We start from the raw sequence: 18,735 nt of genomic DNA on the forward strand, positions 1-18,735 counted from the left end.
CTAGACGAGATCACTGGCCGCCTCCTCATCGGGCATGGACAAGCTGTCGTGCCACCAGGCAGCCAGGCGGTGGACGTGAGGGGCCTTGAGAATCGTGAAATGGTTGCCCGGACCGTACCAGACGCTCAGATCGCGGACATGCCTGTGCCATCCTTCGATCATTTGCTGTTGTTCACGTTTGTTACCGGCCGAATCCAAGGTCGGATCGTTGGCCAGCACCAGCCGCGCCGGCCCGGTGTAGCGATGTTGCGGTCGGTAGACCGTGCGCAAGGCGGTGCCAAAGGCCCGTGCCGGACCCCGCATCGAATCCACCGCCGAGCGTTGCGGCAGCATGCCGACGCGGACCATGCCCGCGTGCAACGAGCGCATCTGCGCCACGTCGTCCTGGGCCCCGAACACCCTGGCATCGATTCCCAGGGATTTGCCGGAGGCCAGTTGCATCGCCTCGATCAACCGGTGCAACACACCCGTTGCGGTGTAAGGCCGGCCTACTACGCCATTGCCGCCGGGTGACTCGCTGTCGATCAGGGTCAACGAGGCCACTTCGCGCCCCTGGGCCTGCAGGCGACCCGCCATTTCAAAAACGACCCAGCCGCCGAAGGAATGGCCAAGCAAATGCACCGGCCCCTCGGGTTGTACCTTATCAATCGCGTCGAGGTAGGCCTGGGCCGCGGTTTCCACCAGGCTGAAAGGCTCGGTATTGCCATCCAGCCCACGGGGTTGCAGCCCATGGATCGGCCACTCCGGTCCGAAGGCATCGGTCAGTCCGATAAAGCCCGTCACGCTGTCGCCCGCGCCAGGCACACAGAAGATCGGTGCGTGATCCGCGCGGCCGCCCTGGATCGTCAGCAGCGGTTGGTAGCTGCTCTTCGGCGAAGAAACCGGACGCGATGCAACGGTGCGAAGTGCATCTTCAATGGCCTGGCCCAATGCCTGGACATGGGGAGCCTGCATCATCGTCTGGTGATTGCCAGGCACGTTGACGCAGCGCATCTGCGTCGTAGGCAGGACCGCCTCCCAACCCAGGTAGCCGGAATGTCCGGGCGCATCGTCCTTGCGCTCCTGGGCCATGAACAGGTGCACCGGAACCGAAATCGGATACACCGAATAATGTGCCAGCGCATGGCCGTGGGCGACTTCGCGGTCCAGGTATTGCCAGAGCTGGGCGGCATCGTAGGCGACCAGTTCGGGAGGCAGCACGCCTTCGTCGCGGCAATGCTGCACCAGGCCTTCGAAATCGAAGAGGCTCAATTGCGCCTGTAGATGGAGCAGTCGGGCGAAGATCGAGGGGAAGTCCACGACGCCCGGCTCCTGGACCTTCCAGAAGACCTCGCAACGGTCCAGCAGATGACGTTTGTGGGCTTCGTCCGGAGCCCAGCGCGCCCGTCCCTGATCCACCAGCCGTGGCAGGTAGCTGTCGATCAGGCCGACAAACTCGACCTGCTCGTCCAGGCCAATGAGCTGGATGGCCGTTTCATAGGCCAACACACCACCGAACGACCAACCGGCCAGGCGGTAAGGCCCCTTGGGCTGGACCGAACGGATGATGCCCACCAGCCGCGAAGCCAGGCACTCCATCGTTTGCAACTGCGGCTCGCCCCATGGGATGGCTGGCAGGCCATAGACCGGAATATCCGGGTCGATGTGCTTGCCCAGTACCGGGAAGTAGAAATCGAGCCCACTGAACTCATGCACCAGGAACAACGGGTTCTGCTGGCCTGTGGTACGTACCGGCACGAAGGCCTCCTCCAATTGAATGTCCGCAGGGCGGGTTTGCAACATCGCGGCGATCGACGCGATGGTGTCGTGCTGGAACAACTCGGCCAGCGACACCGTCAGGTTGGCCTGCGCCAGCAGCCCTACCAGCCGGATCGCCAACAGCGAATGGCCGCCCAGTTCGAAGAAATTGTCGTGGCGCCCCACTTGTTGCAGGCCCAGCAAGTCTTGCCAGACCTGTGCGATCAGGATTTCGACCTCGCCTTGCGGGGCTTCGTAGACACGGCTGACGACGGCGTGCTGATCCGGCGCCGGCAGTGCCTTGCGGTCGAGCTTGCCGTTGGCGGTCAGCGGCCATGCAGTCAGCTGGACATACGCGGCCGGCACCATGTAGTCGGGCAACTGTGCGTGCAAATGCTCACGCAGCGCTTCGAGGGTGACCGTCTGGTTCGCGTCGTTTTGCGTGAAGTAAGCCACCAGGCGCTTCTGTCCCGGTACCTCCTCGCGGGCCAACACTACGGCCTCACGCACCGCCTCATGCCCGGTCAACCTGGCCTCGATCTCGCCCAGTTCGATACGGAAGCCACGGATCTTCACCTGGTCGTCGTTACGCCCCAGGTAATCCACCGTGCCGTCCACGCGCCAGCGCGCCAGGTCGCCGGTGCGGTAGAGCAACGCGGCCGGATCGGCACTGAATGGGTCGGTGACGAATTTCTCGGCGGTCAGTTCGGGGCGGTTCAGGTAACCGAGGGCGACACCGTCGCCACCGATGTACAACTCGCCCGCCACACCCACTGGCACCGGTTGCTGATTTGCATCCAGCACATAGACGCGGGTATTGCCAATCGGACGACCAATCGGAATACCACCCTCACCCACGGCGGTGATTTCGTGGGTGGTGGTGAAGGTCGTGGCCTCCGTCGGGCCGTAGCCATTGAGCAGGTGCTGTGGCGCGCCTTCTTTCAGCACGCGCCCGATCACCGCCGGATCCAGCACATCGCCACCCACGATCAGGTAGCGCAGTTGCTTGAACACCGGCATCAGCCCGGCGGCGTACTGATGGAACAGGCCAGCGGTCATCCACAGCACGCTGACTGCTTGCTCGGTGAGCAGCGCGGCAAACCGTTCCTGAGTCAGCAGTACATCCTGCTCGACCACCACCACGCAACCGCCGTTGAGCAACGGCGCCCAGACATCGAGGGTGCTGGCGTCGAACGCCGGGTTGGAGGCGAACGCCACCCGGTCCCGGGTGTTGAAGTCGGCATAGCCGTTGTTGATCACCAGGCGATTGATTGCCCGATGCGGCACCAGCACGCCCTTCGGCGTACCGGTGGAGCCGGAGGTGTACATGATGTAGGCGACCGATTCAGCGCTCTGGAGCAACGCCAGGTTATCGGACGACTCGTCCAACACGACGCTGTCCAGATCCACGCACAACGTGGCTTCAGGCGCGACAGCGCCGTTCAAGGTCAGCACCACCCGCGCCCCACTGTCCTGCACCATGAACTGCTGGCGCTCCAGAGGTGCGCTGACATCCAGCGGCACATACACCGCCGCGCACTTGAGCACCGCCAGTTGGCTGACCAGCAATTCGACCGAGCGCTCCAGCGCGATCGCCACGCAATCGCCCGGTTGCACACCCAGGCCGACCAGATGATGGGCCAGGCGATTGGCGCGATGGTTCAACTCGGCATAGCTCAGGCTTTGTGCATCGTGCACCACCGCCGTCGCCTCCGGACAAGCCAACACTTGCGCCTCGAACAGACCCTGGACGGTCTTGTCCTGCGGATACGCACGCGCGGTGGCGTTGAACACCTCCAGCAACTGGTGACGCTCGGCCGACGGCAGGATCGCCAGACTGTTCAACGATGTCTGCGGCGCCTCTTCCAGCGCCTGCACCAATTGCTCCAGGGCGATGTTCATGTAGCCACAGACCCGTTGCGCGCCAATCTGCGGCACGGCCAACGCACTCACGCTGAAGCCTTCGCCCAGGTCGTCCACCGAAAGGGTCAGTGGGTAGTTGGTGCGTTCGCTGCTGTTCAGAGTCTCGATGCCGTCCCAAGCCGTCAGCGCCTCGCTCGAAGCCATCTGGAGGGCGCTATGTCGGTAGTTGAGCAAGGCACTGAACAACGGCATCGGTGCCGTCACGCCGCTGCAACGCTGGGCCAGGGCCAATGACGCGTGTTCGTGGCCGAGCAATCCACTCAACCGGACATGGGTGGCCTTGACGCCGCTACGCACGTCCTCGATGCCCACCTTCACCCGCAACGGCAGGGTGTTGATGAACATGCCCAACGTCCGGTCGGCGCCCTCGCCACCCTGCATCCGGCCCATCAACACGGTGCCGAACACCACATCCTGCTTGCCGGTGACCTTGCTCAGTACCTGCGCCCAGGCCACGTGGTGCAGGCTCGCCGCGCTCACGCCCAGCTGACGGGCCTGGGCCCGCAACCGGCGGCTCAGGTCAGCGGACAGGTTCAACCCGGCCTCTTCGATGGCGCCGCCGTTACCGCGTACGTCCAGCACGCCGAACGGCAGCGTCGGCTCATCGACATCACCGAGCATGTCGCGGAAGAACTGCTCATGGACCTCGCGGCTGATGCCCAGGCGGGCCTGGGCCACGTAATTGCGGAACGGTGTCGCTGCACCCAACTGATCCGCCAGCCCCAGCAGATGCGCCTGCATCTCGTGCTGCACCACCTCCAGCGCGGTGTGATCGAGGGCCATGTGATGGAACAACAGGATCGCCACCCAGCGCCCGTTGGCGGGGTCATGGGCGAACGCCATGCGCATCAACGGTGCCTGACGGACATCAAGCCGGTAATGCTGCGGGTTGAAGCGTTCCAGCAGGTGCGCAGCGACGTCCTGGTCGGGCTCGACAGCACACTCATCCAGAATCAGTCGCGCCTCGTGCAGCACCACCTGTACCGGCTCACGCAATCCTTCCCAGAGCACGGCCGTGCGCAGGATATCGTGCCGGTCGATTACGCCCTGCAAGGCATCGACGAAGGCATCCAACCGGGCACGCTCCTTGAAGTTGAACACCGCCTGCTGCACATAGAGATCGCCCTCAGCGGCGGCGAGGTGATGGTAGAGAATCCCTTCCTGCAACGGCGCCAGGGCGTAGATGTCCTGCACGTTGGCGACGCCACCCGGCACCCCGGCGATGATCGAGTCGATCTCTTCCTGGGTCAGGTCGGCAAGCGGCAGCATCTGCGGGGTGATCCGTGTGCAACCGTCCGGAATCAGGTTCACCGGCACCACGACTTCCGTGTGTCCACCGACCGCAGCGGCCAACGCCGCCAGCGTCGGTTGACCGAACAGCACCCGCACATCGGCGCTCAGATCGACCTGACGCATGCGCTCGATCATTTTCACCGCCAACAGCGAGTGACCGCCCAGCTCGAAGAAGTTGTCGTGACGACCGACCTGCTCCAGCGCCAGCAGGTCCCGCCAGATGCCGGCAATGGCCATTTCCACGTCACCTTGCGGCGCTTCATAGGCATGGGTGATCACCGAAGACAGGTCCGGTGCCGGCAACGCCTTGCGGTCCAGCTTGCCGTTCGGGGTCAGCGGCAACGCATCGAGCCGCACATAGGCCGCCGGCACCATGTATTCAGGCAGTTGTGCTTGCAACCCGGCTCGCAGGCCTTCGATGTCGACCGTTTCATCGGCGCCATGCACGGTGAAGTACGCCACTAGCCGCTTCAGACCCGGCACATCCTCGCGGGCCAGTACCACGCTTTCCTTGATTGCCGCGTGCTGGGCAAGCTTGGCTTCGATCTCGCCCAGTTCGATGCGGAACCCGCGGATCTTCACCTGATCGTCGTTACGCCCCAGGTAGTCGATACTGCCGTCCGGCAAATAGCGACCCAGGTCGCCGGTCTTGTACATCCGCGCATTCGGCCGCTCGCTGAACGGATCGTCGAGGAACCGTTCGGCGCTCAGTTCCGGACGGTGCAGGTAACCCCGCGCCACCTGCACGCCACCGATATGGATCTCGCCGGCCACGCCCATGGGCACCGGCTGGCCGTGGGCATCGAGCAGGTAGATGCGGGTGTTGGCAATCGGCTTGCCGATTGGCGTGCTGTCCGGCGTGTCGGCACCCGAGCAGTCCCACGCGGTAACGTCCACCGCTGCCTCGGTCGGGCCGTACAGGTTGTGCAAGGACGTCCCTGGCAATTGCGCCTTGAAGCGCCGCACCAGATGACCCGGCAGCGCTTCACCACTGCACATCACCTGGCGCAACCCGGCACAGCCGTCCGCCTCGCCATGGGCCAGGAACACGTCCAGCATCGACGGCACGAAGTGCAGCGTGGTGATGCCGTGCCGCTGGATCGCATCGCGCAGGTACGCCGGATCACGGTGTCCGCCCGGTCGCGCCATCACCAGCCGCGCACCGCAGAACAGCGGCCAGAAGAACTCCCACACCGACACGTCGAAGCTGAACGGGGTCTTTTGCAGCACCGCGTCGGCCGCGCCCAGTTGATAGGCGTCCTGCATCCACAGCAACCGGTTGACCACTCCGCCATGCTCGTTCATCACGCCTTTGGGCAGGCCGGTGGAGCCGGAAGTGTAGATCACATAGGCCAGGTGATCGGCCCGCAGGCCTTGCACCCGTGGATTGCCGGTCGGCTGTGTGGAGAAGTCCTCCTCGTCAAGCACGATCACCCTGGCCTCGGTCGCGGGCAGGCTCGCCGACAAAGCGCCCTGGGTCAGCACCACCGTCGGCGCGCTGTTTTCCAGCATGTAGGCCAGGCGCTCGGCCGGATAATCCGGGTCGAGCGGCACGTAGGCGGCGCCGGATTTCAGAATGCCCAGCAGCGCCACGACCATCTCCACGCTGCGGTCCACGCAGACCGCCACGCGGTCGTCCGGGCGGATGCCCAGGGCCAGCAGGCGGTGGGCGATCCGGTTGGCGCGCTGGTTCAGTTGTGCGTAGCTCAAGTGCTGTTCGTCGAACACCACGGCAACGGCATCCGGAGAGGCCATAACCTGGGCTTCGAACAGCCCGTGCACGGTCAGCCCCTGCGGGTAGTCGACAGTCGTCGCATTGAAGCTTTCCAACTGGTGCCGGCGCTCGTCATCCCCCAGCAGCAGGATATGGGCTACCACGGCCTGCTCATCGGCAACCATGGCGCGCAGTACGCATTCGAGGTAACCGAGGTAGCGCTCCATCGTGGTCTGGTCGAACAGCGCCGTGGCGTATTCCAGCGAACCGAACAGCCGGTCATCGATCAGCGCCATGTCCAGCAACACATCGAATTTGGCGGTACGGCTGGTCACGCCCAGTCCTTGCAGCGACAGGTCGGCCAGTTCCTGCCCGCCGGTTTCGCTGTTCTGCCACGACAACATGGCCTGGAACACCGGGCTGTGGGACAGGCTGCGCAACGGCCGGACCACTTCCACGACCTGTTCGAACGGCAAGTCCTGATGCGCCTGGGCGCCCAGGGTCTGGGCCTTCACCCGTTGCAGCAGGGCCTGGACCGTGAGTTCGACAGATACGTCGACGCGCACCGCCAGGGTGTTGACGAACAGGCCGATCAGGTCTTCGACTTCCGCCTGCATGCGGTTCGCCGTCGGCGTACCGATGACAACGTCGTCCTGCCCGGACATCCGGCTCAGCACCGTGGCCCAGGCGGCCATGACGGTCATGAACAGCGTGGCGCCATGACGTTGGCTCAAGGCCTTGAGGCCTTCGGTCAAGGTTTCATCAAAGGCGATTCCCACCGCATGGCCGCGATGGTCCTGTTGCGCTGGCCGTGGTCGGTCGGTCGGCAAGGTCAGCAGCGCCGGCGCGCCGGCGAGGGTTTCCTGCCAGTAGCGTTCCTGGCTGCTCAACACCTCGCCAGTGAGCCAGCGCCGCTGCCAGACGGCGTAATCGGTGTATTGCACCGGCAAGGCCGGCAGCGGATCGTCCTGACCCTGGCTGAATGCCGCATAGAGCACGCCCAGTTCACGGGTCAGCACATCGGCGGACCAGCCGTCCGAGACGATATGGTGCAAGGTCACCAGCAGCACATGGTCAGCATCGCCCATGCGCACCAATCGACCCCGGGCCAGTGGACCACGGGCCAGATCGAAGGCCTGCCGCGCCTCCTCGTCGGCCATGCGCGCCAGCTCGGCTTCGGCATCCGGATGCCCGCTCAGATCCAACGACCGCAAGGCAAAGCCAACATCGGGCGCTGCGATGCGTTGCTCCACCTCCTGGCCCTGGACAAACGTGGTACGCAAGGCTTCGTGACGGGCGACGATACGGTCCAGGGCGCGGTTCAGCGCCTGGGTATCCAGGGCACCGCGCAGGCGCAGGCCGGTGGGGATGTGGTACGCCGCGCTGGCGCTGTCCAGTTGCGCAAGGAACCACAGGCGCTGCTGGGCAAACGACAACGGCAGCGCCTGCTCACGGGACACCGGCACGATGTCCGGCCGGGTGCTGCGTGCCGCTTGGGACAGCCCTTGGGCCAACGCACTCAATTGTGGTTGGGCAAACACCTCACCCAGGCTCAACTCCACGCCCAGTCGCTCGCGGACCTGGGCGATCAGGCGCATCACCAGCAACGAGTGACCACCCAGTTCGAAGAAGTGGTCATGACGCCCCACCGCTTCGACGTTGAGCAGGCCTTGCCAGATCTGCGCCAAGGCAATTTCGGTGGGGCCTTGCGGGGCTTCGTGGTTGCGGCTGGCGTAGGCGTCGGCGGCCGGAGCCGGCAGCGCCTGGCGGTCGAGCTTGCGGTTCGGCGTCAGCGGCAACGCAGCCAGGCTGACAAACGCACTCGGCAGCATGTACTCGGCCAACAGGGTCGACAACTCCGTGCGCAGGGTTGCCGCGCTGAGACTCACGTTGGCCTGGGGCACAACGTAGGCCACCAGGCGTTTGTCCCCCGGCGTGTCTTCGCGCACGATCACCGCCGCTTCCTTGACCCCGGCACAGTGGCTGAGCTTGGCTTCGATCTCACCCAGTTCGATACGGAAACCCCGGACCTTGACCTGGAAGTCGTTGCGCCCCAGGTACTCGATGCGCCCGTCCGGCCGATAGCGCGCCAGGTCGCCGGTCTTGTACATGCGGGCGCCGGGCTGGTCGCTGAACGGATCGACGAGGAAGCGTTCGGCATTGATCGTGTCGAGGTTCAGGTAACCCCGGGCCACGCCGTCGCCACCGATAAAGATCTCGCCCGCCACTCCGAACGGCACCGGCTGGCGGTGCCCGTCGAGCAGGTAGATGCGGGTGTTGGCCATCGGCGTGCCGATGGTGGCGTTGCCGGCCAGGCTGTCGGGATCATGTTGCATGTAGGCAGCCGTGCACGACACCGTTGCCTCGGTCGGGCCATAGGTGTTGATCAGTTTCGTATGGGCCGGGCGTACCTCGTCCCACATCTGCAACTTCTGCGTCGACAAGGCGTCGCCGGTGACGTTGACCAATCGCACATCGCGCAGATGGTCGCGAGCCAAGGCCGGCGTGCCGTGCCATTCGGCCGCCAGGGTATGCCAGTGCGCCGCCGTCAGGTGCAGGAAGGTCGGACGGACGTCGGCATCCTGTTGCAGCGCGGTACTGCCAAACAGTTGCCGGGTCGGTGCCAGGGTGGCGCCGGCGACCAGGGCCGGGAAGATCTCCTCCACCGACAGGTCGAAGTTCAGCGTGTTCTGTTGCAACACGGTGTCGGCCGGTGTCAGGCCGAACAGTCGGACCGCATCCACGCAATAGTTGACCAACCCACGGTGTTCGATCATCACCCCTTTCGGTGCACCGGTCGAACCCGAGGTGTAGATCACGTAGGCCAGGTGGCGCACGCCCAGGGCCGCGATCACCGGGTTGTCGCCACAACCGTCGAGGATGCCGCAACGCTCGCGCTCGGCGTGGTCGAGCAGCACCACCGGCGCCGCCAGCACCGGCAGGCGATCTTGCAACGCGCGTTGCGTCAGCAACGCCACCGGGGCACTGTCGGCAATCATGTAGGCCAGGCGTTCGGCGGGATAGGCCGGGTCCAGCGGCACGTAGCCGCCGCCAGCCTTGAGCACCGCCAGCAAGCCCACCAGCATCTCGGCGCTGCGCTCGACGCAGATCGCCACGCGATCGTCCGGACGGATGCCCAACCCGATCAGGTGATGCGCCAGTTGGTTGGCCTGGCGGTTCAACTCGGCGTAGCTCAGGCGCTCACCTTCGCACACCACCGCGATGGCTTCGGGACGAGCGGCGACCTGGGCTTCGAACAACTGATGAATCGTCCGCTCATGAGGGTACGCCGCCTGGGTGGCGTTGAGCCCCACCAGCAGGTGTTCGAGTTCGGTGTCGTCTACCAGCGCGATCCGCTCGATCAGGGCCTGGTCATCGGCCACCATGGAACGCACCAGCCGCTCGAAATAACCGAGATAACGCCGCGCCGTGGTCTCATCGAACAACGCCGTGGCGTATTCCAGGGCGCCGAAGATCTGCCCCTGGGCCTCGCCGAGTTCCAGGGACAGGTCGAACTTGGCGACGGTGTTCGCCACGCCCAGGCCTTCGAGCTTCAGGTCGCCCAATACCAGTTCGCTGTTGTCCAGGGTCTGCCAGGACAACATCGCCTGGAACAGCGGGCTGTGGGACAGGCTGCGCACCGGCTTGAGTATTTCGACCACCTGCTCGAACGGCAGGTCCTGATGCGCCTGGGCACCCAGGGCCTGGGTCTTGACCCGCGCCAGCAGGGATTCGACGGTCGGCGCGCCCGAAACATCGACGCGCACGGCCAGGGTATTGACGAAGAAGCCGATCAGCCCTTCGACTTCCGAACGCGTGCGGTTGGCCACCGGCGAACCGATCACGACCTCATCCTGGCCGGAAAGACGGCTCAACAGCGCCGCCCAGGCGGCCATCAACGTCATGTACAAGGTGACGCCGTGACGCTGGCTCAAGGCTTTGAGGTCGGCCGTCAGATCGGCGTCGAACACCAGCGGCAACGCCGCCCCGGTGTAGTCCTGCTGCGCCGGACGCACCCGGTCCGTCGGCAGCATCAGCAGCGCCGGCGCATCGACCAGGGTTTGCTGCCAGTAGCTGCTCTGGGCCTGCAACACCTCGCCACTCAACCAGCGGCGTTGCCACAGGGCATAGTCGCCGTATTGCACGGTCAGGACCGGCAGCGGATCGTCCAGATCATGGCGGAAGGCGTCGTAGAGCGCCGCCAGTTCCTTGATCAGCACACCGATGGACCAGGCATCCGAAACGATGTGGTGCATGGTCACCAGCAGCACGTGGTCCTCGTCGTCCAGGCGGATCAACCGACCCCGGATCAGCGGGCCATGCTCCAGGTCAAAGGCGTCGGTGGCTTCTTGCGCCACCAAGGCGTGCAGTTCGGCATCGGCATCGGCCCGGCCGGACAAATCCTGCAGCAACAGGGCGAAACCCACATCGACCGGCGCAATGCACTGCCGGGCGTCCTCGTCCCGCACTTGCACGAAGGTGGTACGCAACGACTCATGACGAGCGACGATGCGATCCAGCGCCCGTTGCAACGCGACAGGGTCCAGGGCACCGCGCAAACGCAGGCCGGCGGGCATGTGGTAAGCCGAGCTGGCGCCTTCCATCTGCGCCAGGAACCACAGGCGCTGCTGGGCGAACGACAAAGGCAGGTTTTCGGTACGGGGAGCCCGGACAATCTCCGGCAACGTGCTACGCCCGGCCCGCGACACGGCCTGCGCCAGTCCCATGAGTTCGGGATGAGCGAACAGCTCCGTCAGGCTCAGTTCCACGCCCATGCGCAAACGAACCTGAGAGATCAGTTGCATCGCCAACAACGAATGGCCGCCCAGTTCGAAGAACTGGTCGTGACGACCGACCTGTTCCAGGCCCAGCAGGTCTTGCCAGATCTGCGCCAAGGTGGTTTCGATCTCGCCTTGCGGGGCCTCGTAGCCACGGGAGATCACGGCGTCCTGATCCGGGGCTGGGAGAGCCTTGCGGTCAAGTTTGCCGTTGGGAGTCAGCGGCAGTACATCCAGGTGCACATACGCCACCGGCACCATGTATTCCGGCAGCCGTGCTTGCAGATGGCTGCGCAGGGTTTCGATGTCGACCGCTGCTGATTGGGTGAAATAGGCGACCAGACGTTTGTCGCCCGGCACGTCTTCCCGAGCCAGGACCACCGTTTCCTTGATTGCCTCGTGCTGGGCAAGCTTGGCTTCGATCTCCCCCAGTTCGATGCGGAAACCGCGGATCTTCACCTGGTCGTCGTTACGGCCCAGGTATTCGATGTTGCCGTCTGGCAAATAGCGGCCCAGGTCGCCGGTCTTGTACATCCGGGCGTTTGGCGTACTGCTGAACGGATCGTTCAGGAAGCGTTCAGCGGTCAGGTCATCGCGATTGAGATAGCCCCGCGCGACACCCGCGCCACCGATGTAGATTTCACCCGGAACGCCCAGCGGCACCGGTTGTTTGTGCTCATCCAGCAAGTAGAACTGGGTGTTCGCCACAGGCTTACCGATATGCGCCGCAAACCCGTCTTCGCGGGCCATGGATACCCAACTCGAATAGGTCGTGGTTTCCGAAGGGCCGTAAAGGTTGCACAAGCGCTTGACCTGGGTCTGCTCGAACAAGCTCTCCACCAGGCTGCGCTTGAGCGCTTCACCGGCCACGTTGACCGTGTCGACGCCCTCATTCAACCCACCGGATTCCAGCAACGCCTTGAGCGCCGACGGCACGGTGTTGATCAAGGTGATGTCGTGCTCGCCCTGTTGCAGTTCCAGCACATTGGTGACCACTTCGATGCTGCCGCCGCAGGTCAGCGGTGCGAAGCACTCGTAGACCGCCAGGTCGAAGTTCAACGATGTCGAGAATAGGGTTTTCGACAGGGTTTGCGCATCGAACGAACGATGCGCCCAGGTCAGGAAGTTCACGGTGTTGCGGTGTTCGATCATCACGCCTTTCGGTAACCCGGTCGAACCGGAGGTGTAGATCACATAGGCCAGATGCGCCGAGGTCAGGCCGTCGACCTGCGGATTGGGCGCCGTCTCGTCCTGCCAGACGCCCTTGTCGAGGTCGATCACCGGCACACTCGTTTCACCCAGTAAACCGCGCGTAGTCCTTTGCACCAGGATCGCCGCCGGGGCACTGTCCTCCAGCATGTAGGCAATCCGATCCGCCGGATAGGCCGGATCCAGCGGCACATAACCGCCGCCCGCCTTGAGGATCGCCAGCAAGCCCACCACCATGTCGATGCCACGCTCGACACAGATCGCTACCCGCGAGTCTGGCCGCACACCTTGCTTGCGCAGGTAATGGGCCAGCCGATTGGCGAGCCCGTTGAGTTCCCGGTAGTTGAGTTGTTGCCGGCCGTGACGCACCGCCACGGCATCCGGCGTGCGCCGCACCTGTTCCTCGAACAGCCCGTGGATGGTCTGCTCCAGTGGGTATTCAGCGTCGGTGGCGTTGAATGTCACCAGCAATTGCTCGCGTTCGTCGGCGGGCACAATCGACAACTCGCACAATGCTGCGTCAGGTGTGTGCTCCAGCGCTTGCACCAGACTTTCCAGGGCCATGTGCATGTAACCGCAGACACGCCGGGCTCCTACTTCGACCAATGCCTGGGCCGTCAGCAGGAAGCCTTCGCCCAGGTCGTCGACGTTCAGGCACAACGGGTAGTTGGTCCGTTCTTCCATGCTCAGGGTGTGAATCCCGTGCCAGGCCGAGATGGCCTGGTCGGCTGCCGCTTCAGCGGCGCTGTGCCGATAGTTGAGCAAAGTGCTGAACAGCGGCAGCGAGGCCGGTACACCGCTGCAACGCTGGGCCAATGCCAGGGACGCGTGCTCATGCCCCAACAACCCGCTCAACCGGGCGTGGGTCGCCTTCACGCCTGCGCGGACATCGGTCTGTCCCACGCTCACCCGCAGTGGCAAGGTGTTGATGAACATGCCCAGCGCCCGGTCGGTCCCATCACCGCCCTGCATCCGGCCCATCAGCACGGTGCCGAACACCACTTCCTCACGCCCCGAAACACGCCCGACCACCTGGGCCCAGGCCAGATGGACCAGGCTTGCCGCACTCACGCCGAGCTGACGGGCCTGCGCCCGCAAGCGCCGGGCCAATGCCACATCAACGCCCTGCTGCACTTCTTCGATGCCACTGCCGTCGCCCTGCACATCCTGCAGGCCGAACGGCAGCGTGGGCTCGTCGATATCGCCCAGCATCTCGCGGAAGAACGCTTCGTGCTGCTCGCGACTCACGCCCAACCGGGCCTGGGCGACATGATTGCGGTACGGCACAGCCGGTGCCAGCAGCTCCGACTGCTCCAGCAAACTGGCCTGCATTTCATGCACCACCACTTCCAGGGCGGTGTGGTCCAACACCATGTGATGGAAGAGCAGCATGCCGACCCAACGTTGATTCGCCAGGTCCTGGGCATAAGCCACCCGCATCAGCGGTGCCTGGGCAATGTCGAGACGGTAGTGACGCGGATCGAAGCGCTCGTGCAACTGTTGCACGGCGTCGCCCGCCGCCGGATCCAGCTCGACCTCTTCAAGGGCCAGCGTTGCGTGGCGCCAGACCACCTGCACCGGTGACTCCAGGCCTTGCCAGACCATGCTGGTGCGCAGGATATCGTTCCGCGACACCACGCTCTGCAAGGCATGGGCAAAGGCTTGCAGGCGCTCGCGACTGTCAAAGCCGAACATCACCTGCAACACGTAGGGATCGCCCTGCTCCGCGGCCAGGTGATGGTAGAGAATGCCTTCCTGCAACGGCGCCAGGGCATAGATGTCCTGCACGTTGGCGATGCCACCGGGCACCGTTGCGACGATCCGGTCGATGGCGTCCTGGTCCAGGTCGGCCAGGGGCAGCATGTCCGGGGTGATCCGTGTGCAACCGTCCGGAATCAGGTTCACTGGCACCACGACTTCCGTATGCCCGCCGACCGCAGCGGCCAACGCGGCCAGCGTCGGCTGGCCGAACAGCACCCGCACGTCGGCGCTCAGGTCAACCTGGCGCATACGCTCGATCAACTTCACCGCCAACAGCGAATGACCGCCCAGTTCGAAGAAATTGTCGTGGCGACCCACCTGTTCGAGCTTGAGCAAGTCCTGCCAGATCCGCGCGAGGGTGCTTTCCACTTCCCCTTGGGGGGCTTCATATTCGCGGCTGATCACCGCCGATTGATCCGGTGCCGGCAAGGCCTTACGGTCCAGCTTGCCGTTGGTGGTCAGCGGGAAGGCTTCGAGCAACACGAAGGCGCTCGGCACCATGTAGTCCGCCAGCGAACCCAGCAACTGCGTGCGCAGGTCAGCAGCGGATGGTTGCGCGCCTTCCTTGGCGATCACATAAGCCACCAGGCGCTTGTCGCCCGGTTCGTCCTCGCGAGCGATCACCACCGCTTCACTGACGCCTTCACAGGCGGCCAGCGTTGCCTCGATCTCGCCCAGCTCGATACGGAAGCCACGGATCTTCACCTGATCGTCGTTGCGTCCCAGGTATTCGATGCTGCCGTCGGCCAGCCAGCGGCCGAGGTCGCCGGTCTTGTACATCCGTGCGTTCGGCTCGCTGCTGAACGGGTTACTCAGGAAGCGCTCGGCGGTCAGTTCAGCGCGGTTCAGATAACCCCGGCTGACGCCCGCGCCACCGACGTACATCTCACCCACCACGCCCACCGGCACCGGCTCATGCTGGGCGTCGAGCACGTACAGTTGCAGGTCGGGAATGCGCCCGCCAATCGGGCTGACCCCGACCAACTGCGCATCGGCCGCCTCCAGTGCGCGATAGGTCACGTGCACGGTGGTTTCGGTGATGCCGTACATGTTCACCAGTTGCGTGCCGGCGTTGATGGGCCGGGCGTACCACGGCTTGAGGATGCCGGTTTCCAGCGCTTCGCCGCCGAAGATCACCTGGCGCAGGCTGTGGCCCAGGTCGCTTTCGCCCTGGGCCGCGATCAACTGGCGGAACGCGCTCGGCGTCTGGTTCAACACCGTGACACCGGTCTCGCACAACAGCGCGTAGCAGTCCTGCGGCGAACGGCTGACCAGTTGCGGCACCACCAACAGGCGGCCGCCGTGGGTCAACGCGCCCCAGATTTCCCAGACCGAGAAGTCGAAGGCGAAGGAATGGAACAGCGCCCACACGTCCTGCGGGCCGAAGTCGAACCAGGCCTGGGTGGCCGAGAACAGCCGCGCGACGTTGCGGTGCTCGACCATCACGCCCTTGGGCAGACCCGTGGAGCCGGAGGTGTAGATGACGTAGGCCAGATGGCTGGAGTCCAGCCCTGCCACTTGCGGATTGCGGACGGATTCGTCCTGCCAGTCGCTACCATCGAGATCGACCACAGGGACCGAAATGTCAGCCAACAAACGCCGTGTCGCGGTTTGTACCAACACGGCAACCGGCGCACTGTCCTGCAACAGGTAGGCGAGGCGTTCCGCCGGATAGGCCGGATCCAGCGGTACATAACCGGCGCCGGCCTTGAGGATGCCCAACAGGCCGACAATCATGTCCAGGCCCCGTTCGACACAGATCGCCACCCGGTCGTCCGGGCGAATGCCCAGGGCCAGCAAATGATGGGCGAGCTGGTTGGCCCGGCTATTGAGTTCGCCGTAGGTCAGCGTCCGGTTCTCGAACAGCACCGCCACGGCGTCGGATTGCGCCGCCGCCCGGGCTTCGAATTGCCCATGGATCAGCGCATTGTCGGCGTAGGCCACATCCGTAGCATTCCAGGTTTCCAGCAACTGCCGGCGCTCGGCCGGCGGCAGGATCGGCAACCCGTTCAACGGCGCCAAGGGTGATAGTTCCAGCGCCTGAACCAGATGTTCCAGGACCGTTTGTACATAGTTGCAGATACGCCCGGCGCCGATGGGCGCCTGGGCCATGACCGTCAGGTTGAAATCTTCACCCAGGTCATCCACCGACAACGACAGCGGATAGTTGGTCCGCTCCTCGCCGTCCAGCACCTGAATACCTTCCCAGGCGGCCATGCGTTCACCGGAGCCCGTCTGCCCGCCGACATGACGGTAATTCAGCAGCGCACTGAACAGCGGTGCCGGGGCAGCCACGCCACTGCAACGCTGCGCCAGTACCAGCGAAGCGTGCTCGTGCCCCAGCAATGCGCTCAACCGCGCATGGGTCGCCTTGACCCCGGCCCGTACCCCCTGGGCACCCACGTCCACGCGCAACGGCAAGGTGTTGATGAACATCCCCAGTGCCCGGTCGGCGCCCTCGCCGCCCTGCATCCGGCCCAGCAACACGGTGCCGAACACCACGTCGTCCTTGCCCGAGACACGGCCCAGCACCTGTGCCCAGGCCAGGTGATACAGGCTAGCCGCGCTCACGCCGAGCTGACGGGCTTGCGTGCGCAGGCGCCTGGCAAGCGCAGCATCGATCGGCTGGCGAACTTCTTCGATCCCGCGACCATCACCCTGCACATCCTGCAAGCCGAACGGCAATGTCGGTTCGTCGATATCGCCCAGCATCTCGCGGAAGAACTGTTCATGAGCTTCGCGACCGACACCCAGCCGCGCCTGGGCCACGTAGTTACGATACGGCACCGAAGCTGCCAGCAGATGCTCGCGCCCCATCACATGGGCTTCGATTTCCGCCGTGAGCATGGCCAGGGACGTCGCGTCGTCGACCATGTGGTGGAACAGCAGCATGCCGACCCAGCGATTGTTCGCCGCGTCTTCGGCATAGCCGATACGCATCATCGGTGCCTGGCGGATGTCCAGGCGGTAGTGCCGTGGGTCCAGGTGTTCGCGCAGTTGCTGGGCGATATCCCCTGCCGCCGGGTCCAGCTCGATCTCATCGAGTTGCAGTTGCGCCTCGCGCCAGACCACTTGCACCGGTTCGTCCAGCCCTTCCCAGACCACGCCGGTGCGCAGGATGTCGTGCCGCGAAACCACGCCCTGCAACGCCGTGGCGAAATCGTCCAACCGGGCGCGGCTGTCGTAGGCAAACAGCACATATTGCAGATAGGGATCGCCTTCGGCCGCCGCGAGATGGTGATAGAGAATGCCTTCCTGCAACGGCGCCAGGGCATAGATGTCCTGCACATTGGCGACGCCACCCGGCACCATCGCCACCACACGGTCGATGCCGGCCTGGTCCAGATCGACCAGCGGCAGCATGTCCGGAGTGATACGGGTGCAGTCGGCAGGAATGAGGTTGGCCGGTACCCCGACCTCGCGGGCACCGCCCACGGCTGCAGCCAACGCCGCCAGCGTCGGCTGGCCGAACAGCACGCGCACGTCGGCCGCCAGGTCGACCTGACGCATGCGCTCGACCAGCTTCACCGCCAGCAGGGAGTGACCGCCCATTTCAAAGAAGTGGTCATGGCGACCCACCTGCTCCACCTGCAGCAGGTCTTGCCAGATCCGCGCAATAGCGGTCTCGACTTCGCCCTGGGGCGCCTCGTACTCACGGGTCACCACCGACGACTGATCGGGCACCGGCAACGCCTTGCGGTCCAGCTTACCGTTGGTGGTCAACGGGAACACCGTCAACATCACGAACGCACTGGGCACCATGTACTCGGCCAGCGAACCCAGCAACTCGGTGCGCAGGTCGGCCGCCGTCGGTGGCTCGCCCTCCTCGGCAATCACATAGGCCACCAGGCGCTGATCGCCCGGCGTGTCCTGGCGCGCCAGCACCACGGCTTCACGCACGCCGCTGCACGCGGCCAGCTTGGCCTCGATCTCGCCCAGTTCGATACGGAAACCACGGATCTTCACCTGGTCATCGTTACGCCCCAGGTACTCGATGCTGCCGTCCGCCAGCCAGCGACCCAGGTCACCGGTCTTGTACATCCGTGCGTTCGGCTCATCGCTGAACGGGTTACTCAGGAAGCGCTCGGCGGTCAGTTCGTCACGGTTCAGATAGCCCCGGCTGACTCCCGCGCCACCGACGTACATCTCACCCACCACGCCAACCGGTACCGGTTCGCGTTGGGCATCGAGTACATACAGTTGCAGGTCGGGAATACGCCCGCCAATCGGGCTGACGCCGACCAACTGCGCATCCGCCGCGCACAGTGCACGGTAGGTCACGTGCACCGTGGTTTCGGTGATGCCATACATGTTGACCAA

The 18,735-nt window shown here is 64.6% G+C and carries 1 protein-coding gene and 1 pseudogene (1 of these 2 cut by a window edge); both read right to left on the reverse strand.

The annotated features are described in order from the left end of the window. Positions 1-14,568 carry an amino acid adenylation domain-containing protein gene (locus N4Q37_RS28090; RefSeq protein WP_449301162.1) on the reverse strand — a complete coding sequence of 4,856 codons (14,568 nt, stop codon included), beginning with the start codon at positions 14,566-14,568 and terminating at the stop codon, positions 1-3. Beyond that, positions 14,563-18,735: pseudogene (locus N4Q37_RS28095) on the reverse strand (amino acid adenylation domain-containing protein) (its annotated part continues 12,165 nt past the right edge of the window); the annotation flags it as partial. The pseudogene N4Q37_RS28095 and the gene N4Q37_RS28090, both read right to left, overlap by 6 nt.

It is taken from the genome of Pseudomonas citri (genome assembly GCF_025336485.1).
GTDB classification, from domain to species: domain Bacteria; phylum Pseudomonadota; class Gammaproteobacteria; order Pseudomonadales; family Pseudomonadaceae; genus Aquipseudomonas; species Aquipseudomonas citri.